Raw genomic sequence first — 23,633 nt, forward strand, 5'->3', positions numbered from 1 at the left:
CGATGGGCTACGAGTAGATCCGCGCAATCGTGTCGGAGTGCTGCTCGTGGATGATGTTGCGCTTGAGCTTGAGGGTCGGCGTCAGCTCCCCGGTCTCGACGGTGAAGTCGACCTCGAGGATCCGGTACTTCTTGATCTGCTCGGCGTGGGAGACCTTCTTGTTGCCGTCGGAGACCGCCGCGTCGATCTCGGCGACGAGGTCCGGGTGCTTGACGAGGTCCGCGATGGGCGCATCGGCGGGCAGACCGTGCCGCTCCTTCCAGCCGGGCAGGGCCTCGGGATCGAGCGTGATGAGAGCGCCGATGAACGGCTTCGCGTCGCCGACGACGAGGCACTGGCTGATGAGCGGGTGGGCGCGCAGCGCGTCCTCGAGCACGGCCGGGGCGACGTTCTTGCCGCCGGCCGTCACGATGATCTCCTTCTTGCGGCCGGTGATCGAGACGTAGCCCTCGGTGTCGATCGAGCCGAGATCGCCGGTGTGGAACCAGCCGTCGCGGATCGCATCCGCGGTGGCCTGCTCGTTGTGCCAGTAGCCGTCGAAGACGACCGGCCCGCGCACCAGCAGTTCGCCGTCCTCGGCGATGCGGGCGGCGTGCCCGTTGATCGGCTTGCCGACCGTCCCCACCTTCTGGTCCCGCGTGGTGTTCACGGTGATCGCCGCGCTGGTCTCGGTCAGGCCGTAGCCCTCGTAGACCGGCACGCCGACGCCGCGGAAGAAGTGGCCCAGGCGGGCGCCCAGCGCGGCTCCACCGGAGACCGCACGGTCGCACTCGCCGCCGAGCGCGGAGCGCAGCTTGGAGTACACGAGCTTGTCGAACAGTGCGTGCCGCAGGCGCAGGCCCAGCCCGGCGCCGCCGGTGTCCTGGGCCTCGCTCCACGCGATGGCGGTGTCGGCGGCCTTGGCGAAGATCTTGCCCTTGCCCCCGTCCTCGGCCTTCTGCTTGGCCGAGTTGTAAACCTTCTCGAACACCCGGGGGACCGAGAGGATGAAGTTCGGCTTGAACACGGCGAACTGGTCGAGCAGCGTGGTCAGGTCGGACGTGTGCGCGACGGTGACCTTCGACTCGAACGCGCCGAACGAGATCGCCCGCGCGAACACATGCGCGAGCGGCAGGAACATGAGCGTGCGCTTGCCCTCCTGCATCGCATCGCCGAGCGCGATCTGCACGGCCGCCGACTCGGCGTAGAAGTTCGAGTGGGTCAGCTGGACGCCCTTGGGGCGCCCGGTGGTGCCCGACGTGTAGATGAGGGTCGCGGGCGAGGACGCGCGAACCTGGTGGCGGCGCTCGTGCAGCGCATCGTCGCTGATCCCGGCGCCGCGGGTGACGAGTTCGTCGATTGCACCGGCCTCGAGTTGGAGCACCTCGCGCAGGGCCGGCGCGGCCTCGGCGACGTCCTTGACCCGCTCACCGTGCGCGGGCGTCTCCACCACCAGTAACGACGTCGCGGAGTCTTCGAGGATCCACTGCGCCTGCTCGGAGGACGACGTCTCGTAGATGGCGACGGTGCAGCCGCCCGCGGTCCAGATCGCGTAGTCGAGAACCACCCACTCGTACCGCGTGGCGGACAGGATCGCGACGCGGTCACCCAGTTCGATCCCCGACGCCATCAGCCCCTTGGCGACTGCCTTGACCTCCTGGGCGAACTGGGCCGCGGTCACATCCACCCAGTTGCCGCCGACGGACTTCTTGAAGGGGATGAGCTTCGGGCATTCCGTCTCGTACCGGAAAACCGTGTCGGCCATCGACGCGTCTTCGGGGATGGTGAACGACTGTGGAACCGAATACTCACGCACTGTGACCCCTCCAAAAAGTGACATGTTGAATGTGCATTGGATCACACTTGATCCAGCTTTGCACTAAGTCAACTGCCCGTTTTGTGCGCATTTCCGGGCTGACCTGCGGAAATAACTGTAACCGTAAGTTCGGCTAATTTTCTGCAGGTAGGGGCGTCGGGGTGTCATGCGACGGGGACGAAATGGTCCTCGCGAGTGCAGTTCCACCGCCGCACGGCGTACTCGAGCGCGGCCGGCGCCACACCCAGTCGCGCGGCGGCGGCGGCCAGGATCTCGGGGGCCGAATCGTCGGTGGCCGGATCATCGTCCAGCGCGGAGCGCACGAACGTGTCCGCGGCAGCGGTGGACTGCTCCGCGCCGGGGGCACCCGCGAGCAGCAACAGGTGCTGCCACGTGGTGTCGTCGCCCGCGCCACAGGACTCGTCCCACGCGCTGCGAACGTCGTCGCGGCTCGACCGGTCGTTGGTTGCATCCACGAGGTCGCGGACCGAGTCGATCGCGAGGGCGTGCAGGCGTTCGGCGGTGCGCTGGATCGCGCGGGCCCGCAGTGGAGCGGCCGACTCGGAGTAGCGCCGCTTGTAATTACCGATCTTGCCGGCCCACTGGTCGGCGCTGCCCACCGCCTCGAACGTCCGCAGCAGCGCGCGGGCGCCGTCGGTCAGCGGGCCGGGTTCGCGGGATCGGCGGTACGCGCGGTAGCGGTCCACCACCGTTCCGGCGTCGGCGAGCCGCGTGCCGGCGGCCTGCACCGACTCGATGATGCAGAGCGCGAGACTCCTGCGGTACTCGTCGGGCGACACCCAACCGGCCGGGTCGCCGAGGCGCTCCCGACAGGCTGCGACGACGGTCTGTACGTGCTGTTCCGGGACGCTCACGAATCCTCCCTGGCTGCGTCGGGCCTCCGATACGTCTATCGACGCGGACGCGCCGGATGTTGCACGCGTCACGTGGCGGATTCGCGCGACCGGGCCAGCAGCGCCGTGACCTCCTGGTCGTCGAGTTGATGGAAGTCGCTGTACGCGCCCCCGACACCGCCCAGGTTCGCGGGAACGTACGGGCAGACGACGTCGTCGGCGGTGACCCGCAGCCGGGCCACCGCTTCGGGGGAGGCCACGGGTACCGCGACGACGATCCGCTCGGCACCCGCGGCGCGGGCGACCCGGCACGCGACGGCCGCGGTGGCCCCGGTCGCCATGCCGTCGTCGACCAGGATCACGGTGCGACCGGACAGTGGTGTGCGGGGATGGCCGCCGCGGAGGACCTCCGCCCGGCGCGTCAGTTCGCGATGCTCCTTCGCGCGTACCGCCTCGACCGCCTGCCGCGACACCTGCGCCAGCCGCACCACGTCGTCGTTGAGGACCTCCGCCTCGCCCTCGCCGATCGCCCCCATCGCGAGTTCGGGTTGCCAGGGGACGCCGAGCTTACGGACGAGAACGATGTCGAGAGGGGCGCCGAGCGCGCGGGCCACCTCGTACGCGACGGGGACGCCGCCCCGGGGAAGGCCGAGCACCACCGGATCCGACCCGCGGAGGCGACTCAACGACTTCGCAAGCGCGCGACCGGCTCTCGCGCGCGTCGCATAGTGCATGCGAGTGCTCCGTTCCGCTCTCGTTTCCGACGATACGCCCGCCATCGGGGCCCGGGACGGCTTACGGTGACGGTGTTCGATCAATCGATTGTTCGCACGCCGTCGACGAACGGAGACCCGATGCTCGACGACCACGTCCATCCCTACCGGTTGGGCATCCCGTTCGACGTCATGCCGGTGCCCGTCGTGCCGGAACACTGCGTGTCGCTCGACGCCGGGCCGATTCGTTTCACGGTCGAGTCCCGGACGCTCACGAACGACATCATGATGCGGGGACTCGCGGACGCCGGGATGGCGACGCCCGATCCGGAGTACGTGGCGTCGCTCGATCTCGACGATTCCGGGATGTCGCTGCACGTCAGCGGCGTCGCGGACGGACTCGAGTACCTGCGGTTCGACTGTTTCGAGAGCGAACCGCACTACCACTACATCGACCACGCCAGGGGCGTGAACACCGTGGTCCGCATCGACGACGTCGCCGAGCCCGACCCGGCCGAGTGGGCGATTGCGCGTATGGAGTCCCGGCTGCCCGAGATGCTCGAGCAGGCAGGCGCGTCGGAGCTCGCCGCGGTGGTGCGCGCCCGCTGGACCGAGGTCGAACCCGCGATCGCGCCCGTCGCCGAGCTGTTGCGCGGCAACCGTCGGTGACCGCGCCGAGGGCCGCGGCGGAACCCTCCGCCGCGGCCCTCGGGCGTGGGAGGGGCTACGCCGTCGAGACGAGGTCCCCGTCGATGTGCGCCTGGTAGGCGGGCAGGTCGAGCATGCCGTGGCCGGACAGCCCGATCACCAGCACCTCTGGTTCGGTCAGGCCGCGCGCGTACTCGGCGGCCGCGGCGATCGCGTGTGCCGACTCCGGAGCGGGCACGATGCCCTGCGTCCGCGCGAAAAGCACACCGGCGTCGAAGGAGTCCCGCTGGTCGATGGCCTGGCCCGTGACGTAACCGAGTTCGACGGTGTGGCTCAGCAGCGGCGCCATGCCGTGGTAGCGCAGACCGCCCGCGTGGATCGGGTCCGGGACGAACTCCTGGCCGAGGGTGTGCATCTTCAACAGCGGCGTCAGACCGGCGACGTCGCCGTGGTCGTAGCGGTACTCGCCCTGGGTGATGGACGGGCAGGCCGCCGGTTCGGCGGCGACGATCCGGGTCTGCGCCTGGCCGTGCAGCACCTCCCGGATGAACGGGAACGCCAGCCCGGCGAGGTTGGATCCGCCACCGGCGCAACCGAACACGACGTCCGCGTTGGCCTCGCCGGCGTTCCGCAATTGTTCGACCGCCTCGAGGCCGATCACGGTTTGGTGCAGCACCACGTGATTGAGCACGCTGCCCAGCGCGTACCGCGCGTCGGGGTCGTTCGCGGCGACCTCGACGGCCTCGGTGACGGCCATCCCGAGCGAGCCGGGGGTGTCGGGGTAGTCGGCGAGCATCTTGCGGCCCGACTCGGTCAGCTCGGACGGGCTGGGGTGCACCGTGCCGCCGTAGGTCTCCATCAGGTGCCGGCGGTACGGCTTCGACTCGTACGACGCGCGAACCTGCCACACCTCGAGGTCGATGCCGAACTTGGCGCACGCGAACGACAGCGCGCTGCCCCACTGGCCGGCGCCGGTCTCGGTGGTGATCTTCTTCACGCCGTCCTGGGCGTTGTAGTACGCCTGCGCGACGGCGGTGTTGGTCTTGTGGCTGCCGACCGGGCTCACGCCCTCGTACTTGACATAGATGCGGGCCGGGGTTCCCAGCGCCTTCTCGAACTCCCGCGCCCGGATCAGCGGGGCCGGGCGCCACGTGCGGTAGGCCTCACGGATCGGTTCGGGGATCTCGATGTACTGCTCGGTGGTGGCTTCCTGCTCGATCAGCGCGCTCGGGAAGAGAGCGGCCAGGTCAGCGGGGGTCACGGGCTCCCGCGTGCCCGGGTGCAGGTGCGGCGGCGGCGCGACCGGCAGGTCCGCGACGATGTTGTACCAGTGCGTGGGGATGGGCGTCGTGTCGGCCACTGCGGGGTCCTCTCGAGGTGACGGGCGAGTGCCCACATTGTGATCCCGGTCATTCCGGGCAGTCCGCCGGGGTCGGGATCGGCTCGGGAGTCCCGAACGGGAGTTCACGGCACGGATCGAGCCCCGGAGCGTGCCGTGGATTCCCGTTCGGGACGGCGAAGGGGGAGAGGGCAGCGCAGCCCATACCACGCATCGACTAAACTGACTGGTCAAATGAGTGACACCGAGCGCGACCCGCAGACCGACGACAATCCCATCACCTTCGCCGACCTCCAGATCGACGAACGGGTGCTGAAGGCCCTTTCCGACGTCGGCTACGAGTCGCCCTCGCCGATCCAGGCCGCGACCATCCCGACGCTGCTCGAGGGCAAGGACGTCGTCGGCCTGGCCCAGACGGGTACCGGTAAGACGGCCGCGTTCGCGATTCCGATCCTCTCCCGCCTCGACGTCGAGCGGAAGGTGCCCCAGGCACTGATCCTGGCGCCGACGCGCGAGCTCGCGCTGCAGGTCGCCGAGGCGTTCGGCAAGTACTCGGCACACATCCCCGGTCTCCAGGTGCTGCCGATCTACGGCGGTCAGGCCTACGGCGTGCAGCTGTCGGGACTGCGGCGCGGCGCCCAGATCATCGTCGGTACGCCCGGTCGCGTGATCGACCATCTCGAGAAGGGCACCCTCGACCTCTCCCACCTCGAGTACCTCGTGCTCGACGAGGCCGACGAGATGCTCAAGATGGGCTTCCAAGACGACGTCGAGCGGATCCTCGCCGACACGCCCGAGTACAAGCAGGTCGCACTGTTCTCGGCGACCATGCCGCCGGCGATCCGCAAGATCTCCAAGCAGTACCTGCACGATCCTGTCGAGATCACCGTCAAGGCGAAGACCGCGACGGCGTCGAACATCACCCAGCGCTGGGTGCAGGTGGCACACCAGCGCAAGCTCGACGCCCTCACCCGCATCCTCGAGGTCGAGTCGTTCGAGGCGATGATCATCTTCGTTCGGACCAAGCAGGCCACCGAGGATCTCGCCGAGCGCCTGCGGGCCCGCGGCTTCTCGGCCGCCGCGATCAACGGCGACATCGTGCAGGCGCAGCGTGAGCGCACGATCGGCCAGCTCAAGTCCGGCGCGCTCGACATTCTCGTCGCCACCGACGTCGCGGCGCGTGGCCTCGACGTCGACCGGATCTCGCACGTCGTCAACTACGACATCCCGCACGACACCGAGTCCTACGTGCACCGCATCGGCCGCACCGGTCGCGCCGGCCGCACCGGTGACGCGCTGCTGTTCGTGGCTCCGCGCGAGCGGCATCTGCTCAAGTCGATCGAGCGCACCACGCGGCAGCCGCTCACCGAGATTCAGTTGCCCACCGTCGAGGACGTCAACGCGCAGCGTGTCGCGAAGTTCGGCGACTCCATCACGGCGAGCCTGAGCTCGGAGAATCTGGCGCTGTTCCGCAAGCTCATCGAGGACTACGAGCGCGAGCACGACGTTCCGCTCGCCGACATCGCCGCCGCGCTGGCGGTGCAGTCCCGCGACGGCGAGTCCTTCCTGATGGAGCCCGAGCCGCCGGCCCCGCCGCGCCGCGAGCGTGAGCCGCGGGAGCGGCCCGCCCGCCGGTTCGACGACGGCGGTCCGAGCGGGCCGCGCGTCGGTCGCGACGGTCAGGAGTTCGCCACCTACCGCATCGCGGTGGGCAAGCGGCACAAGGTCGTTCCGGGCGCGATCGTCGGTGCCATCGCGAACGAGGGTGGCCTGCGCCGCAGCGACTTCGGGCACATCAGCATCCGGCCCGATCACAGCCTGGTCGAGCTGCCCGCGAACCTGCCGAAGGAGACGGTGGAGGCGCTGCGCGCGACGCGGATCTCGGGCGTGCTGATCCAGCTGCAGCCCGATCAGGGTGCGCCGTCCGGGCGGCCCTCCCGCGGTGGCCGCGACGAGCGGGCGGGCGGCAAGTTCAGCCGCCCCCGGGGTGACCGAAGCGATCGGGGCGATCGAGGCGACAAGTACGGCAAGCGTCGCCCGCGCGACTGACGTCGGGCCGCGCGAACAGCTGCCGAAACGGGCGCCGGTGAGTTTTCGACTCACCGGCGCCCGTTTCTGTGAATGAGTGGATCCTGTGACAGGAGTGAAGTCCGCTCTGTAACGTGCCTCACAGTTTTTGCGGTCGGGGATCCGCGCATTCTCATCAAGGAGGCACGAACGTGGCCGACACGATTCGTCGAGGATTGATCGCAGCACTACTCGTCGGCGGGGCAGCCGCCGCATTCGCGGCCCCCGCGGTGGCGCAGCCGGACTTCGGTTCCATCACCGCGGCGACCGACATCGCCGACAGCCTGACGGACGTCGTGTCGTCGGGCAGCTCGGGCAGCAGCGGGGGGTCGGGCAGCGCGAGCCTGTTCGCCGGCAGCGGTGAGCTGGCGATCCCGCTGCCCGTTCCCAGTCCGCGCGCCCTGGCGGCACTCGCGGCGGCCACCACGCAGGCGGGCAAGCGGTACGTGTGGGGCGGCAACGGCCCGGATGTCTGGGACTGCTCGGGTCTTGTGCAGTGGGCGTTCCGGACCGTGGGCATCAACCTGCCCCGCACCAGCCAGGAGATGGCGCGCTTCACCGGTGGCATGCTGGTCCCGCTGTCGGCGCTGCAGGTGGGTGACGTCATCACGATGAACACCTACGACATCGCCGGGCACGTGGGGATCTACGCCGGCAACGGGATGGTCTTCAACGCGTACGGTTCGGCCGTCCCGATCGGCCTGACTCCCTTGTCCGACTTCGATATTCACAACATCCGCCGGTTCTTCTGATCAGCGCAGCACCTCGGTGAGCACGGGCGCGGCGCCGGTGTCGAACTGGGTGCGGTACAACTCGGCGTAGCGGCCGCCGGCGGCGAGCAGCGTGGGGTGGTCACCCTGCTCGACGATCCGGCCGGCCTCGACGACCAGGATCTGGTCGGCCGCGCGGATCGTCGACAGCCGGTGCGCGATGACGACCGCGGTGCGGCCGGACAGGGCCTCCGACAACGCGTCCTGCACGGCGGCCTCGGAGGTCGAGTCGAGGTGCGCGGTGGCCTCGTCGAGGATGACGACCCGCGGCTGCGCGAGCAGGAGGCGGGCGATCGTGAGCCGTTGACGCTCACCGCCGGACAGCCGGTAGCCGCGTTCGCCGACGACGGTGTCCAGACCGTCGGGCAGTGCCGCGATCAGGTCCGTGAGGTTGGCCCGCCGCAGCGCGTCCCACAGCTCGGCCTCGGTCGCGTCCGGCCGGGCGAGGAGCAGGTTGGCGCGCACCGACTCGTGGAAGAGGTGCCCGTCCTGGGTCACCATCCCGACGGTGGCGCGGATCGAGTCGGTGGTCAGGTCCCGTACGTCGACGTCGCCGAGCAGCACCGCGCCGGTGTCGACGTCGTACAGCCGGGGCAGCAGCTGTGCGATGGTCGATTTGCCCGCCCCCGACGACCCCACCAGCGCCACCATCCGGCCGGCCTCGACGCGGAACGAGACGTCGTGCAACACGGGTTCGCCGCCGCGGGTGTCGAGACCCGCGACCTCCTCGAGCGACGCGAGGGAGACCTTGTCGGGGGACGGGTAGGCGAAGCCCACCGACCGGAACTCGACGGACACCGGACCTTCCGGAACCCGGGCGGCGTCGGGCTTCTCGGCGATGAGCGGCTTCAGGTCGAGGATTTCGAAGACTCGCTCGAAGCTGACCATCGCGCTCATGACGTCGACACGCGCACTGGCCAGGGCGGTCAGCGGCGAGTACAGCCGCGTGAGCAACAGCGCGAGCGAGACGACCGCGCCGGCCTCGAGCCGGCCGCGCAGCGCGTAGTAGCCGCCCAGGCCGTAGACCAGCGCGAGCGCGAGCGCCGAGACCAGCGTCAACGCGGTCACGAACACCGACTGCAACATCGCGGTGCGCACCCCGATGTCACGCACTCGGCGCGCCCGCACGGCGAACGCGGCGGACTCGTCGGCCGGCCGGCCGAACAGTTTGACGAGCGTCGCACCGGGCGCGGAGAAACGTTCGGTCATCTGGGTGCTCATCACCGAGTTGTGGTTGGCCGCCTCGCGATTCAGTTGCGCCAGTCGCGCGCCCATGCGGCGCGCCGGGATCACGAACACCGGGAGCAGCAACAGCGACAGCAGCGTGATCTGCCACGAGATCCCCATCATCACCACGAGGGTGATCGCGAGCGTGACCAGGTTCCCGACGACTCCGGACAGGGTGTCGCTGAACGCCCGCTGGGCGCCGATCACGTCGTTGTTGAGGCGGCTGACCAGCGCGCCGGTACGGGTGCGGGTGAAGAACGCGACCGGCATGCGCTGGACGTGGTCGAACACCGCGGTGCGCAGATCGAGGATGAGGTCCTCGCCGATGCTCGCCGACAGCCAGCGGGCCAGTACCGCCAGGCCGGCCTCGAGCAGCGCGATCACCGCGATGCACGCGGCCAACAGGACGACGACCCGGACCTGGTCACCGGCGACGATCGCATCGACCACGCGTCCGGCGAGGACGGGGGTGGCCACCGCGAGCGCCGCCGTGACCACGCTGAGCAGGAGGTACCAGAGGATGTGGCGACGGTGCGGCCGCGCATACCCCGCGACGCGGCGCAGGGTGGCACGCGAGAAGGGGCGACGGTCCTGTTGCGCGTGCATCGCGTTGTACATCGCGTTCCACGCGGTCACGTCCATGCTCATCCGTCGCCCCTCTCGTCGGCCCCCGTCACGGTAGGGAGGGGGTACGACACCGACGGTAGAACCTCGACAATGGTTGAGGTCAACCGTCGGGGAGGTCAGCGCGAGACGTCGACGACGAGGCGCGTGGGGTCGCTCAGGGTGTACACGCGGTACGAGGCATCGCGGTCGGACAGTCCGATGAGCGTCTGGGCGGTGCCCTCGAAGGTGCCGGCGTTGCGGACCTCGGTCACGGCGCCGGGATTCTCGACCTCGATCGGGTTGGGGCCGGAGTACTCCTCGACGCCGGTCGACACCGGCATCGACGCGCCGTCGACCAGGACCTGCAGGATGCCGGCACCCGCCACGGCGAGCGGCTTGCCGCTGCCCTGCTGCGACGCGGTGGAGACGACCTCGGCGCGCCAGCCGGGCGTGCCGGTGCCGCCGAACTCGTAGACCACGCGGTCGAAGTCGTCGTGACGGCCGACGCGCATGTCGGTGATGGTGAGCGCGGCGTCGGGCGATGCGGCCGCGGTCTGGGGTGCCGTGTCGGTGGGCGCCGCGGTGAGGGTGCCCTCGGCCTCCAGGAAGGCCGACGGGGCGGTCGATTCGTCGGCGGCCGTCGAGGACGTGATCGACGTGGTCGATGCGGTCGGCTCGGATTCGGGGCTCGAGCACCCGGCGAGCGCGAGTGCGGCGGCGGCGACGGAGGACAGGGCGAGCGTGCGGCGAGACCGGAAGTGCGTCATGTCTCGGGATGGTAGGGGTAGCCGGCCGTTACGTCCGGATTCGACGCGGCGTCGTAGCCGTTTCGGTATGTGACGTCCGAGACCCTCGTCGCCGGAGTCCTGCGAACTCCTCAGCCCCCGCTGAGCGCATCCCGCAGGTACGCCAGGTCGTCGGCGATCCCGTCCGCCGGCGTCTCGAGGATGACGGGCGCGTCCGCGGCCGCCGCGACGGCCGTGAGCATCCCCGGGTCGATCAGGCCCGTCGCCAGATTGGCGTGCCGGTCGCGCGCCGAGTCGAACTCGTCACGCGAGTTGTTCAGGTGCACCAGGTCGATCCGTCCGGTGATCGCCAGTACCCGGTCGACGATGTCGAGCAGCTGTTCTCCGCCCGCCCACGCGTGGCACGTGTCGAGGCAGAAGCCGGCGCCGAACTCGCCGATCGCGTCCCACAGCCGGGCTACCGCGTCGAGATGGCGAGCCATCGCGAAATCGCCGCCGGCGGTGTTCTCGACGAGGATCGGCACGGGGAATCCGCCCTTGTCCTGCTGGCGCTGGAACAGCTTGCGCCAGTTGGTGACTCCCTCTGCGGGGTCTTCTCCGTCGCGCACGTGGCCACCGTGGACGACCAGCCCGATCGCGCCGATGTCGGCGGCCGCCGCGGCCTGTTCGGCCACTGCCTTCCGGGACGGCATCCGGAGGCGGTTGTTGAGGCTGGCGACGTTGATGACGTACGACGAATGCACCACCACGTCGATGGGGCTCTGCAGGATCCGCTCGGTCTGCGGGTGCGGCCCCGGCTTGTTCCACTTCTGGGGGTCCGTGAGGAACAATTGGACGATGTCGGCACCGAGACGTTCGCCGGCCCCGATGGGGTCCGCGTCCTGCCGGACATGGGCTCCGATCCGCATGCGACGAGCGTAGCCGGGGGCGGTCCCGATGACCGGGAAACGCGACGCGGGCCGGCGCGCTTCCTGGTTGTGTGTCGGTCGGCACATCGGACTTTGCGGGAGATTGAAACCACATGGGCAAGCTGGACGGAAAGGTCGCACTCATCACGGGTGCAGGCCAGGGAGTCGGTCAGGGCGTCGCGTTCGCGCTCGCGAAGGAGGGTGCGCGGATCGCGGTCTCCGGGCGCACCGAGTCGAAGTTGATCGACACGTGTGAGGCGATCGCCGCCTTCGGTGGCGTCGCCGAACCCGTCGTGGCGGACGTCTCCGACGGTGACGACATCGCGCGCTCGGTCGACACGACGTGTGCGCTCTTCGGCGGCGTCGACATCCTGGTCAACAATGCGAGTCTCAACCCGTTGGGGCCGATCAACGACCTGAAGGCGGATCTGCTCGAGCGCGCGTACACCTCCGGGCCGATCGCGGCGCTGCGGACGATGCAGGCGTGCTACCCCTCGATGAAGGAGCGCGGCGGCGGCGCCATCGTCAACATGGTGTCCTCGGTCGCGGTCCGCTGGGATGCGAGCGGTTACGGCGGCTACGCGTCGGTGAAGGAAGCGGTGCGCTCGCTCACCCGCGCCGCGGCCTGCGAGTGGGGTGTCGACAACATCCGGGTCAACGCCGTTGCCCCGCATGCGATGTCGCCGGGCCTGCAGCGTTGGGCGGACGCGCGACCGGAGGAGGCCGCGGCTTTCGTCGCGAGCATCCCGATGCGCCGGATCGGTGATCCGGAGACCGATATCGGCAACGCCGTCGCGTTCCTGGTGGGCCCGGACTCGGCGTACCTGACCGGTGCGACCATTCCGCTCGACGGTGGCCAGGCCCGCTGGTCCTGACCCAACCTGCCCCCGGAGCCTCCCGGTGCGTGTGATGATGGAATTCCACCGCATCGGGAGGACCCGGCCATGGCTGCTGCGGAGTTCACGGGCAAGGTAACGGTCGACATTCGGGATTCGACGCCGGACTGGGCGCCGTTCGCCGAACCTCGCGCCCCCGAGGGTGCGCCCAACGTGCTGTATCTCGTGTGGGACGACACCGGGATCGGGACCTGGGACTTCTACGGCGGCCTGGTCGAGATGCCGAACCTGCGGCGCATCGCCGACCGGGGTGTGTTGCTGAGTCAGTTCCACACGACGGCGCTGTGCTCGCCGACCCGTGCGTCGCTGCTGACCGGACGTAATCCCACGTCGGTGGGAATGGCGACGGTGGAGGAGTTCACCGACGGCTTCCCCAACGCGAGCGGACGGATTCCCGCCGACACCGCACTGATCTCCGAGGTGCTCGGCGCGCGCGGATGGAACACCTATGCCGTCGGCAAGTGGCACCTGACCCCGCTCGAAGAGTCGAATCTGGCTGCCACCAAACGAAATTGGCCGCTGTCGCGGGGTTTCGAGAGGTTCTACGGGTTCCTCGGCGGGGAAGCGGACCAGTGGTATCCCAACCTGGTCTACGACAACCATCCGGTGACGTCGCCGGCGGCCCCCGAGGACGGCTATCACCTGTCGAGGGACCTCGCGGACAAATCGATCGAGTTCATCCGCGACGCCGCAGTCATCGCCCCCGACAAGCCGTGGTTCCTCTATCTCTGTCCGGGTTGCGGGCATGCGCCGCATCATGTTTCGACCGAATGGTCCGACCGGTACCGCGGTCGCTTCGACATGGGATACGAGCGGTATCGCGAGATCGTCCTCGACAACCAGAAACGGCTCGGCCTGCTTCCCGCGGACACCGAACTCTCGCCGCTGAACCCGTACGCGGACGAGGTGAGCGCCGACGGGGCGCCGTGGCCCGTCGGCGACACCGTGCGGCCGTGGGAGTCGCTCGACGACGACGAGCGGCGGCTGTTCTGCCGGATGGCGGAGGTGTTCGCGGGCTTCCAGAGCTACACGGACGCCCAGATCGGCCGGTTGCTGGACTACCTCGAGGAATCCGGCCAGCTCGACAACACGATCGTGGTGCTGTTGTCGGACAACGGCGCCAGCGGCGAGGGCGGGCCCAACGGCTCGGTCAACGAGTATCGCTTCTTCAACGGTTACCCCGATCGGGTCGAGGACGGGCTCCCGAAGATCGACGCGCTCGGTAGTCCGGAGACGTACAACCACTACTGCACCGGGTGGGCGATGGCGTTCAATACGCCGCACAAGCTGTTCAAGCGGTACGCCTCGCACGAGGGCGGCATTGCCGACCCGTGTGTGATCTCGTGGCCGGCGGGCGTCTCCGCCCGCGGCGCGGTCCGCGACAACTACGTCAACGTCTGCGACATCACCCCCACCGTGTACGAGTGCCTCGGGATCGTCCCGCCACCGCTGGTGGGCGGGGTGCCGCAGCGGCCGCTCGAGGGCACGAGCTTCCGTGCGATCCTCGACGACCCGGACGCCGCGACGGGCAAACGGACGCAGTTCTACTCGATGCTCGGTACGCGCGGGATCTGGCACGACGGGTGGTTCGCGAACACGGTCCACCCGGCGGCGCCGTCCAACTGGTCCCACTTCGACGACGACCGCTGGGAACTGTTCCACCTCGAGCGCGACCGGAGCCAGGTCCACGATCTCGCCGCGGCCCGCCCGGACAAACTCGACGAACTTCGTCGACTGTGGTTCGACGAGGCCGCGAAGTACGACGGGTTGCCTCTCAACGATCTCGACGTGCTCTCGGCGTTCCTGCGCGCCCGCCCGTATCTGACCGGGGCCCGCGAGTCGTTCGTGTACTACCCGGACGCCGCCGAGGTGGGGCCGGGGGCCGCACTCGAGATGCGGGGGCGTTCGTTCTCGGTCCTGGCGCGGGTGCGGCTGGAGTCCGCGGACGCGGAGGGCGTGCTGTTCGCCCACGGCGGTCGACTGGGCGGGCACACGTTGTTCGTCCAGGACGGTCGTCTGAAGTACGTCTACAACTTCCTGGGCGAGGAGGAACAGGTCGTCGTCTCGGCGGAGCCCGTCCCGCGCGAGGCCCGGGTGCTGGGGGTGCGCTTCACGCGGACCGGCGCCGCGGACGACGGCTTCACACCGGTCGGGGACGTGACCCTGCACATCGACGACCGCAACGTGGGGGCGCGCGGTGGTGTACGGATCCAACCGGCGATGTTCTCCGGTGTGGGGCAGGGAATTCGGGTGGGACGTGACACCGGGCAGTCGGTATCACGTCTGTATTCGGTGCCGTTCCGGTTCCGCGGCGGCACCGTTCTCGACGTCACCGCGGACGTCTCGGGCGTTCCCTACCTCGATCTCGAGCGCGAGATCGCGCGCGCCTTCGCGCACGACTGACGGGCATCCGCAGGTCGGGGTACAAGATCAGGGAAGTCCCCGATGGTCTTCGGACCCCTCGCCGGGTGAGGATGTTGGGCATGCCAACCGAAACCGAGATGCCCACCGACACCACAGTGGCCGCCCGCGCGGTCAACCTCGCGAAGGTCTACGGGACGGGGGACACCCAGGTCCATGCGCTCGCCGGGGTCTCCGCCGAGTTCGCACGGGGTGAGTTCACCGCCATCATGGGGCCGTCCGGCTCCGGCAAGTCGACGCTCATGCACTGCCTCGCCGGCCTGGACGCGGCGACCTCGGGTTCGGTGCTGATCGGCGCCACCGATCTGACGACGCTCTCGGACAAGCAGATGACGCAGCTGCGCCGCGACCGGATCGGGTTCGTGTTCCAGGCGTTCAACCTGGTGCCGACCCTCACGGCGCTCGAGAACATCACGCTGCCGCTCGACATCGCCGGCCGCAAGGCCGACCAGCAGTGGCTCGACACGGTCATCGATCGGTTGGGATTACGGGATCGCCTCGACCACCGGCCCGGGGAGCTGTCGGGCGGCCAGCAGCAGCGGGTGGCGTGTGCGCGCGCCCTCGCCGGACAGCCGGAGATCATCTTCGGTGACGAACCCACCGGCAATCTGGACTCGCGCTCGTCCGGTGAGGTGCTCTCGATCCTGCGGGCCGCCGTCGACGAGTTCGACCAGACCGTCGTGATCGTCACGCACGACCCCCGCGCCGCGAGCTTCGCCGACCGGGTGGTGTTCCTCGCCGACGGGCAGATCGTGGACGAACTGCGTGAGCCCACGGCGGAGTCGGTCCTCGACCGCATGAAGAACCTCGAGACGGTCTGACGCCATGGCCGTCACCACTTCTCCGATGCGCAAGGTGTCCCTGCGCAGCCTCGCCGCGCACAAGGTGCGGCTCGTTCTGACCGTGCTGTCGGTGGTGCTCGGTACCGCGTTCGTCGCGGGCTCGTTCGTGTTCACCGACACCCTCCAGAAGACCTTCGACAGCATCTTCGAGGGCACCGCGCAGGGCGTCGACGTCCGGGTCAGCCCCGTCGAGGAGGGCTCGAGCGGTGTCCCGATCGCCGATGTCGACACCATCCGCGGCGTCGACGGGGTGCGCGCGGTCGCACCGTCGGTGGGCGGTCAGATCGTGGTCCTCGACTCGGCGGGCAAGCCGATGCAGAACGGGGGCGCTCCGAGCGTCGGCGCGTCCTACCTGCCGCCCGAGCAGCAGCTCGGCGAACCCACGAAGTTCGTCTCGGGCACGCCACCCGAGCAGCCCGGCCGGATCGCGCTCAACGAGAGCGCGGCCGAGCGGGCCGGACTCACGGTCGGCGCCTCCACCCGGGTGCTCACCATGGCCGGCTGGCAGGACGTGACGATCTCCGGCATCTACGCGCCCGAGACCGACACCGGGGGCTACGTCGGCGCATTGTTCACCGACGCGCAGGCGCGTCAGCTGTTCACCGACGGAAGCCACGTCGGCTACATCGACGTCGCGGGCACCGGCGCCTCGCAGGACGAACTGCGAGACCGCGTCGCGGCAGCACTCCCCGACACCAAGGTGCAGACCGGCGCCGAGGTGAAGCAGGAGACGAAGGACGAGATCGGCGAGGCCCTGAGCTTCGTCAACTACTTCCTGCTCGCGTTCGGGGCGATCGCACTGCTGGTGGGCACGTTCATCATCTACAACACGTTCTCGATGATCGTGGCGCAGCGCCTGCGCGAGCTGGCGTTGCTGCGCGCGATCGGTGCGAGCCGCAAGCAGGTGGGCCGCTCGGTGGTGTTCGAGGCGCTGGTGGTCGGCGTGATCGGCAGCGCGCTCGGACTCGCCGGCGGCATCGGCCTCGCCTACGGCCTGCGCGGGCTGCTCAACGCGTTCGACCTCGGCCTGCCCGAGGGCCCGCTGCAGGTGGCGCCCCGCACGATCGTCGTCGCGCTGGTGCTCGGTGTGATCGTCACGGTCGTCAGCGCCTACGCCCCGGCGCGTCGCGCGTCGAAGGTCCCGCCGGTCGCCGCGATGCGGGAGGAATTCGCGTCCACCGGTGACACGCTGAGGGTGCGGACGCTCGTCGGTGCGATCGCCGCGGTGCTGGGGGTGCTGGCTCTCGTCGTCGGTGCCCAGTCCACCGGTGGGGGTGCGGCGGCGACCGTCGGGCTCGGAGCGTTGGCTCTGGTGCTCGCGGTTCTGCTGGCGGCACCGGCGCTGTCGCGCCCGGTCGTCGGTGCGCTGGGCGCGGTGTTCGCCAAGCCGTTCGGATCGGTGGGCCGACTGGCCCGCACCAACGCCGTCCGTAACCCCAAGCGCACGGCCGCCACCGCGTTCGCACTGACTCTCGGCCTGATGCTGGTGTCGGTGATCGGCGTGTTCGGTGCGTCCGCGAAGGCCAGCGTGAACTCGCTCGTCGACAAGGGCGTCGAGGCCGACTTCGTGCTCACCGGACCGCAGGGCATCGGCGTCCCGGCCGGCGCCGCCGGAGCGGCGGCCCGCGTGAACGGTGTCGAGAAGGCCGTCTCGCTGCACGGCGTGGCGGTCGAGATCGACGGCGAGGATGCGTTCGGCACCTCGCTGGGCAACTCGCCCGACGGCGTGCTCGACTACACGATGACCGAGGGCGCGGGGTCGGTCAGCGGCACCGACATGATGGTGAGCGAGACCGAGGCTGCCGACCACGGCTGGAAGCTCGGGACCCCGGTCACGCTCACCGACCGGGACGGCGAGCAGGTGACCACGACGGTGACCGGCATCTACGCCGACAACCAGCTGCTCGGACCGTGGGTGGTGTCGGACGAGGTGTACCAGCAGGTGACGCCGCTGAACATGCGCACCGAGTGGGCCGTGTTGATCGAGGCGGCCCCCGACGCGGACCTCGCGGCCATGGCGACGGACCTGGCGCGCGCCACCGATCCGTTCGTCGTGGTGCAGGTGCAGGACCGGGAGCAGTTCAAGGGCACCCAGGGACAGCAGATCGACATGCTGCTGGCGGTGCTCTACGGGCTCCTCGCGCTCGCGGTGGTCATCGCGATTCTCGGCATCGTCAACACGCTGGCGCTCTCGGTCGTCGAACGTCGTCGCGAGATCGGCATGCTGCGTGCGGTGGGCATGCAGCGGGCTCAGGTTCGGCGCACCATCTACCTCGAATCCGTGTTGATCGCGGTCTTCGGTGCCCTCGTCGGCGTCGTGCTCGGGGTGGTGTTCGGCTGGGGCTTCGTCCGGACGCTGGCCGACCAGGGACTCGACCACATCGCCGTCCCGTGGGGCCAGGTGGTGGCGATGCTGATCGGGTCCGGCGTGGTCGGGGTGCTGGCGGCCCTGTGGCCCGCTTCCCGGGCGGCGCGGACGAAACCGCTCGAGGCCATCGCCGACGTCTAGCCGACGCGTCGACGACATTCCGACGGCACCTTCGCGGGGATCCCCGCGAAGGTGCCGTCCTCGTGTGGACGGGTGACGGACCGGTATCCGAACCCCGTCGAAAGCCCGCGACGCGTGCTTTAGTGGTGAATCACCGTTTCGGCGAGGGCGCCCTCGCGTGGTCGTCCGTCGCCGAGCCGGCAGCGACGACGAGAGGATCCCGGATGACCGACCAGAGCCACCGCGACTACGACGTCTACGACCTCGGGGATGTCGAACTGCAGAGCGGTTTCACCCTGCGCGGAGCGAAGCTCGCCTACAAGACGTACGGCACGCTGGACGAGGACCGCAGCAACGCCGTCGTGTACCCCACCTGGTTCTCCGGTCGGCACTGGGACAACGAATGGCTGATCGGCCCGGGCAAGGGACTGGATCCGGAGAAGTACTTCATCATCGTGCCGAACATGCTCGGCAACGGTCTGTCGTCGTCTCCGAGCAACACGCCGCCGCCCTTCGACGGTCCGCGGTTTCCGCGCGTCACCTTCTACGACCAGGTGGAGTGCCAGCACAAGTTGGTGACCGAGCACTTCGGCATCGAACGGTTGGCGCTGGTGCTGGGGTGGTCGATGGGCGCCGGCCAGACGTACCAGTGGGGGGTGAGCTACCCGGACATGATGGATGCGCTGCTGCCCTTCTGCGGGTCCTCCGTCACCAGCCCGCACAACAAGGTCTTCCTCGACAGCGTCGCGGCGGCGCTCACCGCCGACGCGGCCTGGAACGACGGTTGGTACACCGAACAGCCGCACATCGGTCTGCGAGCGGCGGCACGGGTGTACGCCGGTTGGGGGTTCTCCCAGGCGTTCTATCGCGAGGAGGACTGGCGCACACTGGGATTCAGCTCGCTGGACGACTTTCTCGTCGGCTTCTGGGAGGGCTTCTTCCTCGACGGGCGGGACGTCAACAATCTGCTGTCCATGCTGTGGACGTGGAAGCACGGGGACGTGGGCAACACCCCCGGCTTCGACGGTGACACCGAGGCCGCGCTGCGGTCGATCAGAGCGCGCATCATCCAGATGCCCTGCGAGACCGACCTCTACTTCTGCCCGGAGGACGAGCAGTGGGCGTCCCAGTTCATCGCGGGCACCGAGCTGCGGGTGATCCCGAGTATCTGGGGGCACTTCGCCGGCGGCGGCTCCCACGACGAGGACACCGCCTTCATCGACCGGGCCGTCCGCGAGCTACTCGCCCCGTCCGGGGACGAGTGAGCGTCAGCGCCCGGGCAGGCTCGTGACCGGCCCGGGCGCGTCGGGGACGCCTACTCGGCTTCGGCGATCCATCTCGTCGCATAGACGGTGCCGGGTCCGAAGAACTCGTGCACGAGGTCGTCGACGGCCGTCAGACCGGACTCGCTGTCGGTCATGAGCACGAGGCTGCGGCCCGTGTCGGGATAGGCGATGAAGAACGCCTTGAAAGGTCCGTTGTCGCCCCAGTGCCAGACGGCGTCCCCCAGCTCGTTGCGCTGCAGCCCGATGCCGAGCCCCCAGTCGATGTGGTCGGTCGCTTCCCGGTCGACACCCCCGTGGTCGGCGCTGCCGGCCGCGTCGAACATCATGTCGCGGGTGGTCGGTGCAAGCCCGACGCCGCCGAGCAGCGCGCCGCGGATGAACCTGTTGTAGTCGGCGGCGGTGGTCCGCAGCGTGTAGGCGATGTTCGCGCGGGGAAAATTGCGGACGGGCTTCGGGCTGCCGTCCGCGGTGTGACCGACAGCGGTCACCGCCTCGAAAGCGGGATCGGTGACCAGGTCGCTGTCTGCCATCGCGAACCGGTCGAACACCCGCTCCTGGAGGAGCCGGTCGAACGGTGTTCCGGTCAACGACTCCACCGTCTTCTGCAGGTAGTAGAAGCCTTCGCCCGAGTACGACCACTGCGTTCCAGGCTCGAAAACGGTGTGCACCGGAGTCGATTCGAACTCGGGGCTGGACGGACCGGTCGCCCAGTTCGGCAGGCCGGAGGTGTGCGTCAACACCATTCTCGCGGTGATCCGATCGGCTGCGGGGTCCGCCGCGATCCGGGGATACGTGAAGTACTCCGAGAGCGGCCGGTCGAGATCCAGCACACCCTCGTCCACCAGCTGCAGGACGACGTAAGCGGCCACCACCTTGGTCAGCGATGCTGCTTCGAAGACGGTGCGGGAAGAGACGGGGTCGCCGGTGGCGACGCTCGACACACCGTAGTTGAAGGCACGTTCGGTCGAGTTGTCCGCGTAGATCACCTGCGCGCCCGGGATCCCGCGCTCGGCGAGGACGGCACCGATACGGTGCGCGACGGCGGCGTACGAGGGGTCGTCGGTCCCCTCTCCGTACGAGCCGGTCGACCCGAACGGCAACGTGACGCCCGAGGACGAGCCCGCAGGAAGCGCCTGCGCGGTGGCGGAGAACGCCAATGTGCTCGAAAAAGCCACGGCGAGAGCCGGATACAGAACCTTGCGTTGGACAGATTTCACTCGACACCTCGGGATCGTGGTTTTCGGACACGCCGATGCTAGAGGGGCATTTCGCCGTTTCGGCGCCGCGTAACAGGCCCCTTACGACTGTCAACGAGATTGAAACAAACGACCGTTCGGCGCGCTGGCGGAGGAAGTGGACCGGCCGGCGAGCCCCCTCGACGACGGATACGTGACCCTCCATGACCGGGGCGGTCGGTATCGGTGGTCACCGCCGCTGCCTTCCCCGCCGATGCGACTCGCCGTACCGTACGTCCGATCCGTGCTCCGGTATCTGCCCGTGCCGCAGTTCCGCCGACGGGTTCGTCGCGCGAGCGCGCGCACCTCGAGGAGGGGCCGTGGTTCGACCGGCGAGCTCCTCGGGGGCCGCGCGACAGCCACGTCTCCAAAGACCGCTGCCGGAGAAGTCCGGTGGAGTAGCGTTCGCATCGAGGACCCTCGATGGACCGGCGTGTGGAGGAAATCGTCGATGAATCTGGCTCTGACCGAGGAAGAACGTGCGTTCCGGGACGAGATGCGGGCCTTCTTCCGCAGTGAGATCCCGGCCGAGACACGCGAGCGAGTGGCGTCGGGCGCGCCGATCGGACGCGACGACTTCGTGGCGTCGCAGCGCATCCTCCACGCCGCCGGCCTCGCGGTGCCGCACTGGCCGGTCCAGTGGGGCGGTAGGGACTGGTCGGTGGTGCAACGCCACATCTGGCTCGACGAGATGCAACTGGCGTCGGTGCCCGAGCCACTCGCGTTCAACGCCAACATGGTGGGCCCGGTGATCGCGACCTTCGGTTCGGAAGAACAGAAGGCTCGGTTCCTGCCGCCCACCGCGAACCTCGACATCTGGTGGTGCCAGGGCTTTTCGGAGCCCGAGGCCGGCTCCGACCTGGCGTCGTTGCAGACCCGCGCGGTCCGGGACGGCGAGTTCTACGTCGTCAACGGGCAGAAGACGTGGACGACGATGGCTCAGTACGCGGACTGGATCTTCTGCCTGGTCCGCACCGACCCGAGCGCCCCGAAGAAGCAGGCCGGCATCTCGTTTCTCCTCATCGATCTCGCGTCCCCGGGCGTCACGGTCCGGCCGATCCGATTGATCGACGGCAGCTACGAGGTCAACGAGGTGTTCTTCGACGATGTCCGGGTGCCGGCGGAGAACCTCGTCGGCGAGGAGAACGCGGGATGGAGTTACGCGAAGTTCCTGCTCGGCAACGAACGGACCGGGGTGACCGGCGTGGGCCGCACCAAGGTCAAGCTCGCGCGGGCCAAGCAGCATGCGGCGCGGACCGCGCTCGGGTCCGGGACGTTGCTCGACGACCCGCTGTTCGCGGCGCGGGTCGCGGAACTGGAGAACGACCTGCTCGCGCTGGAGCTGACCCAGCTGCGCGTCGTCGCCGGTTCGGCGCACGGCAAGCCGGATCCGGCGTCGTCGTTGCTGAAGCTGCGGGGCTCGGAGCTGCAACAGGCCGCGACCGAGCTGCTGGTCGACGTCGCCGGGCCGGACTCGCTGCCGTTCGACGCCGGTACGGACGTGGCCAGTCCGCAGTGGGCCCAGCGGGCGGCACCGATCTATCTGAACTACCGCAAGGTGTCCATCTACAGCGGATCGAGCGAGGTGCAGCGCAGCATCATCGCGTCCTCGATCCTCGGACTGTGAGGCGACATGGATTTCACACTGGACGACGAACAGACGCTGCTGCAGGACACCACCCGGGAGTTGCTCGGCCGCTGCTACGGCACGGAGACCCTGGCCGCGGTCAAGGCGACGCCGCGCGGATGGAGTGAGGACGTGTGGCGGCGCTTGGCCGAGACCGGGCTCCTCGGTCTCGGATTCGCCGAGGAGGACGGTGGCTCCGGCGGGGGCGCCGTCGAAATCGGGGTGGTGATGACGGAATTGGGGCGGCGTCTCGCCCCCGAGCCGGTCCTCGACGCCGTGCTGGTCCCGGGCGGCCTGATCGCCGACGTCGGTAGCGAGGCCCAACGCCGCAAGCTCCTTCCCGCCGTGTCGGCGGGAGGCACGCTGCTCGCGTTCGCCCACACCGAACCCGGTTCCCGGTGGCCCGTGGTTGACGTCGCCACCCGAGCCGTACGGCAGGGGGATTCGTGGGCGCTCACCGGCACCAAGAACCCTGTGCCGCACGGCGACTGCGCGGATCTGCTGGTCGTCTCCGCGACGTTGCCGGACGGCGGGGTCGGTCTGTTCCTGGTGAGTGCGGACGCACCCGGACTGGTGCGCACGCCGTACCCGACGCACGACGGTCTGCGTGCCGCACAGCTGGATCTCCGGGATGTCGTCGCCGAGCCCCTCGGCGACGGCGATGTCGGGGACAGCACGGTCGCGGTCCGTGCCGCACACGTGCGGGCGCAGGCGGCGCTGTGCGCCGAGGCCGTCGGCGCGATGGAGGAGGCGCTGCGAATCACCACCGAATACCTGCGTACGAGAAGACAGTTCGGGGTTCCGCTGGCTACATTCCAAACCCTCACCCAGCGGGCGGCGGACATGTACGTCTCGCTCGAACTGGCACGAAGCATGAGTCTGTACGCGACGATGTCGCTGGCGGACGGCGTCGTCGACCCGGTCGTCGCGTCGCGGGCCAAACTACGGGTCGGGCGTTCGGCGCGGCACATCGGGCAGGAAGCGATCCAGATGCACGGGGGAATCGGGATGACGGCCGAATACGCCGTGGGGCACTACGTCGCCAGATTGACGGCCATCGAGCAGACCCTCGGGGCGACGGACGACCACCTGCGGGTGTTGGTCGCCGACGTCGCAGGCCACGACATGGTCGAGGTCGCGGACTAGGCGCTGCGGGAGGGGGTGA

General features: G+C 69.3%; 18 protein-coding genes. 10 read left to right on the forward strand and 8 right to left on the reverse strand.

The window, feature by feature from the left end; all coding sequences use genetic code 11:
* Window positions 1–7 precede the first annotated feature (7 nt).
* From E7742_RS03445 to E7742_RS03455, 3 genes are all read right to left on the reverse strand, one after another.
* Window positions 8–1,795: an AMP-dependent synthetase/ligase gene (locus tag E7742_RS03445; protein ID WP_137797657.1), complete on the reverse strand. Its 1,788-nt coding sequence runs from the start codon at window positions 1,793–1,795 to the stop codon at window positions 8–10.
* A 164-nt stretch (window positions 1,796–1,959) separates the two neighbouring features.
* The gene (locus E7742_RS03450) at window positions 1,960–2,670 is read right to left on the reverse strand and encodes a heme peroxidase (RefSeq protein ID WP_137797658.1); all 711 of its coding nucleotides are present in this window, start codon (window positions 2,668–2,670) and stop codon (window positions 1,960–1,962) included.
* Window positions 2,671–2,738: 68 nt separating this feature from the next.
* Window positions 2,739–3,383 carry a phosphoribosyltransferase gene (locus E7742_RS03455; RefSeq protein ID WP_137797659.1) on the reverse strand — a complete coding sequence of 215 codons (645 nt, stop codon included), beginning with the start codon at window positions 3,381–3,383 and terminating at the stop codon, window positions 2,739–2,741.
* Window positions 3,384–3,503: 120 nt separating this feature from the next.
* Here E7742_RS03455 and E7742_RS03460 point away from each other — a divergent pair, with 120 nt between their 5' ends.
* A complete protein-coding gene (locus E7742_RS03460; protein ID WP_137797660.1) occupies window positions 3,504–4,031 on the forward strand; it encodes a DUF7700 domain-containing protein in 528 nt (175 codons plus the stop codon).
* A 55-nt stretch (window positions 4,032–4,086) separates the two neighbouring features.
* Here E7742_RS03460 and E7742_RS03465 read toward each other — a convergent pair whose 3' ends face one another.
* Complete coding sequence (locus tag E7742_RS03465) at window positions 4,087–5,370, reverse strand: TrpB-like pyridoxal phosphate-dependent enzyme (protein ID WP_137797661.1); 1,284 nt, start codon at window positions 5,368–5,370, stop codon at window positions 4,087–4,089.
* Between the two features lie 213 nt (window positions 5,371–5,583).
* Here E7742_RS03465 and E7742_RS03470 point away from each other — a divergent pair, with 213 nt between their 5' ends.
* Complete coding sequence (locus tag E7742_RS03470) at window positions 5,584–7,398, forward strand: DEAD/DEAH box helicase (RefSeq protein ID WP_137797662.1); 1,815 nt, start codon at window positions 5,584–5,586, stop codon at window positions 7,396–7,398.
* 170 nt (window positions 7,399–7,568) lie between these two features.
* Complete coding sequence (locus tag E7742_RS03475; protein ID WP_441346879.1) at window positions 7,569–8,168, forward strand: NlpC/P60 family protein; 600 nt, start codon at window positions 7,569–7,571, stop codon at window positions 8,166–8,168.
* Here E7742_RS03475 and E7742_RS03480 read toward each other — a convergent pair whose 3' ends face one another.
* From E7742_RS03480 to E7742_RS03490, 3 genes are all read right to left on the reverse strand, one after another.
* On the reverse strand, window positions 8,169–10,061 hold the full coding sequence (locus tag E7742_RS03480) for an ABC transporter ATP-binding protein (protein ID WP_137797663.1): 1,893 nt from the start codon (window positions 10,059–10,061) through the stop codon (window positions 8,169–8,171). It lies immediately after the preceding gene.
* 95 nt (window positions 10,062–10,156) lie between these two features.
* Window positions 10,157–10,786: an AMIN-like domain-containing (lipo)protein gene (locus tag E7742_RS03485; protein WP_137797664.1), complete on the reverse strand. Its 630-nt coding sequence runs from the start codon at window positions 10,784–10,786 to the stop codon at window positions 10,157–10,159.
* Between the two features lie 110 nt (window positions 10,787–10,896).
* Entirely contained in the window at window positions 10,897–11,673 is a 777-nt protein-coding gene (locus E7742_RS03490; protein WP_137797665.1) for a deoxyribonuclease IV, read from the reverse strand.
* A gap of 113 nt (window positions 11,674–11,786) precedes the next feature.
* Here E7742_RS03490 and E7742_RS03495 point away from each other — a divergent pair, with 113 nt between their 5' ends.
* The 5 genes from E7742_RS03495 (at window position 11,787) to E7742_RS03515 (ending at window position 19,585) form a co-directional block, all read left to right on the forward strand.
* On the forward strand, window positions 11,787–12,548 hold the full coding sequence (locus E7742_RS03495) for an SDR family NAD(P)-dependent oxidoreductase (RefSeq protein WP_137797666.1): 762 nt from the start codon (window positions 11,787–11,789) through the stop codon (window positions 12,546–12,548).
* A gap of 69 nt (window positions 12,549–12,617) precedes the next feature.
* Complete coding sequence (locus E7742_RS03500; protein ID WP_137797667.1) at window positions 12,618–14,972, forward strand: arylsulfatase; 2,355 nt, start codon at window positions 12,618–12,620, stop codon at window positions 14,970–14,972.
* A gap of 71 nt (window positions 14,973–15,043) precedes the next feature.
* Window positions 15,044–15,811, forward strand: a complete 768-nt coding sequence (locus E7742_RS03505) for an ABC transporter ATP-binding protein (RefSeq protein ID WP_137797668.1) — start codon at window positions 15,044–15,046, stop codon at window positions 15,809–15,811.
* A gap of 4 nt (window positions 15,812–15,815) precedes the next feature.
* Window positions 15,816–18,341, forward strand: coding sequence for an ABC transporter permease (locus tag E7742_RS03510; RefSeq protein ID WP_137797669.1), 2,526 nt, complete (start codon window positions 15,816–15,818; stop codon window positions 18,339–18,341).
* A gap of 203 nt (window positions 18,342–18,544) precedes the next feature.
* Complete coding sequence (locus tag E7742_RS03515) at window positions 18,545–19,585, forward strand: alpha/beta fold hydrolase (protein ID WP_137797670.1); 1,041 nt, start codon at window positions 18,545–18,547, stop codon at window positions 19,583–19,585.
* 50 nt (window positions 19,586–19,635) lie between these two features.
* On the opposite strand, the gene E7742_RS03520 is transcribed toward E7742_RS03515, so the two are convergent.
* On the reverse strand, window positions 19,636–20,823 hold the full coding sequence (locus E7742_RS03520; RefSeq protein ID WP_137797671.1) for a serine hydrolase domain-containing protein: 1,188 nt from the start codon (window positions 20,821–20,823) through the stop codon (window positions 19,636–19,638).
* A gap of 469 nt (window positions 20,824–21,292) precedes the next feature.
* On the opposite strand from E7742_RS03520, the gene E7742_RS03525 reads away from it, so the two are divergent.
* Together E7742_RS03525 and E7742_RS03530 are read left to right on the forward strand one after the other, a co-directional pair.
* Entirely contained in the window at window positions 21,293–22,468 is a 1,176-nt protein-coding gene (locus E7742_RS03525) for an acyl-CoA dehydrogenase family protein (RefSeq protein WP_137797672.1), read from the forward strand.
* A 6-nt stretch (window positions 22,469–22,474) separates the two neighbouring features.
* Window positions 22,475–23,614, forward strand: coding sequence for an acyl-CoA dehydrogenase family protein (locus E7742_RS03530; protein WP_137797673.1), 1,140 nt, complete (start codon window positions 22,475–22,477; stop codon window positions 23,612–23,614).
* Window positions 23,615–23,633: the final 19 nt, after the last annotated feature.

Source organism: Rhodococcus sp. SGAir0479, assembly GCF_005484805.1.
In the GTDB taxonomy this organism is placed as follows: Bacteria; Actinomycetota; Actinomycetes; order Mycobacteriales; family Mycobacteriaceae; genus Prescottella.

Excerpts from the sequence above, each read along its gene's own strand:
- E7742_RS03500 (WP_137797667.1), top strand. The coding sequence starts at position 12,618 with ATGGCTGCTGCGGAGTTCACGGGCAAGGTAACGGTCGACATTCGGGAT.
- E7742_RS03515 (WP_137797670.1), top strand. The coding sequence starts at position 18,545 with ATGACCGACCAGAGCCACCGCGACTACGACGTCTACGACCTCGGGGAT.
- E7742_RS03530 (WP_137797673.1), top strand. The coding sequence starts at position 22,475 with ATGGATTTCACACTGGACGACGAACAGACGCTGCTGCAGGACACCACC.
- E7742_RS03490 (WP_137797665.1), bottom strand. The coding sequence starts at position 11,673 with ATGCGGATCGGAGCCCATGTCCGGCAGGACGCGGACCCCATCGGGGCC.
- E7742_RS03460 (WP_137797660.1), top strand. The coding sequence starts at position 3,504 with ATGCTCGACGACCACGTCCATCCCTACCGGTTGGGCATCCCGTTCGAC.
- E7742_RS03455 (WP_137797659.1), bottom strand. The coding sequence starts at position 3,383 with ATGCACTATGCGACGCGCGCGAGAGCCGGTCGCGCGCTTGCGAAGTCG.
- E7742_RS03525 (WP_137797672.1), top strand. The coding sequence starts at position 21,293 with ATGAATCTGGCTCTGACCGAGGAAGAACGTGCGTTCCGGGACGAGATG.
- E7742_RS03495 (WP_137797666.1), top strand. The coding sequence starts at position 11,787 with ATGGGCAAGCTGGACGGAAAGGTCGCACTCATCACGGGTGCAGGCCAG.
- E7742_RS03505 (WP_137797668.1), top strand. The coding sequence starts at position 15,044 with ATGTTGGGCATGCCAACCGAAACCGAGATGCCCACCGACACCACAGTG.
- E7742_RS03485 (WP_137797664.1), bottom strand. The coding sequence starts at position 10,786 with ATGACGCACTTCCGGTCTCGCCGCACGCTCGCCCTGTCCTCCGTCGCC.
- E7742_RS03480 (WP_137797663.1), bottom strand. The coding sequence starts at position 10,061 with ATGAGCATGGACGTGACCGCGTGGAACGCGATGTACAACGCGATGCAC.
- E7742_RS03510 (WP_137797669.1), top strand. The coding sequence starts at position 15,816 with ATGGCCGTCACCACTTCTCCGATGCGCAAGGTGTCCCTGCGCAGCCTC.
- E7742_RS03470 (WP_137797662.1), top strand. The coding sequence starts at position 5,584 with ATGAGTGACACCGAGCGCGACCCGCAGACCGACGACAATCCCATCACC.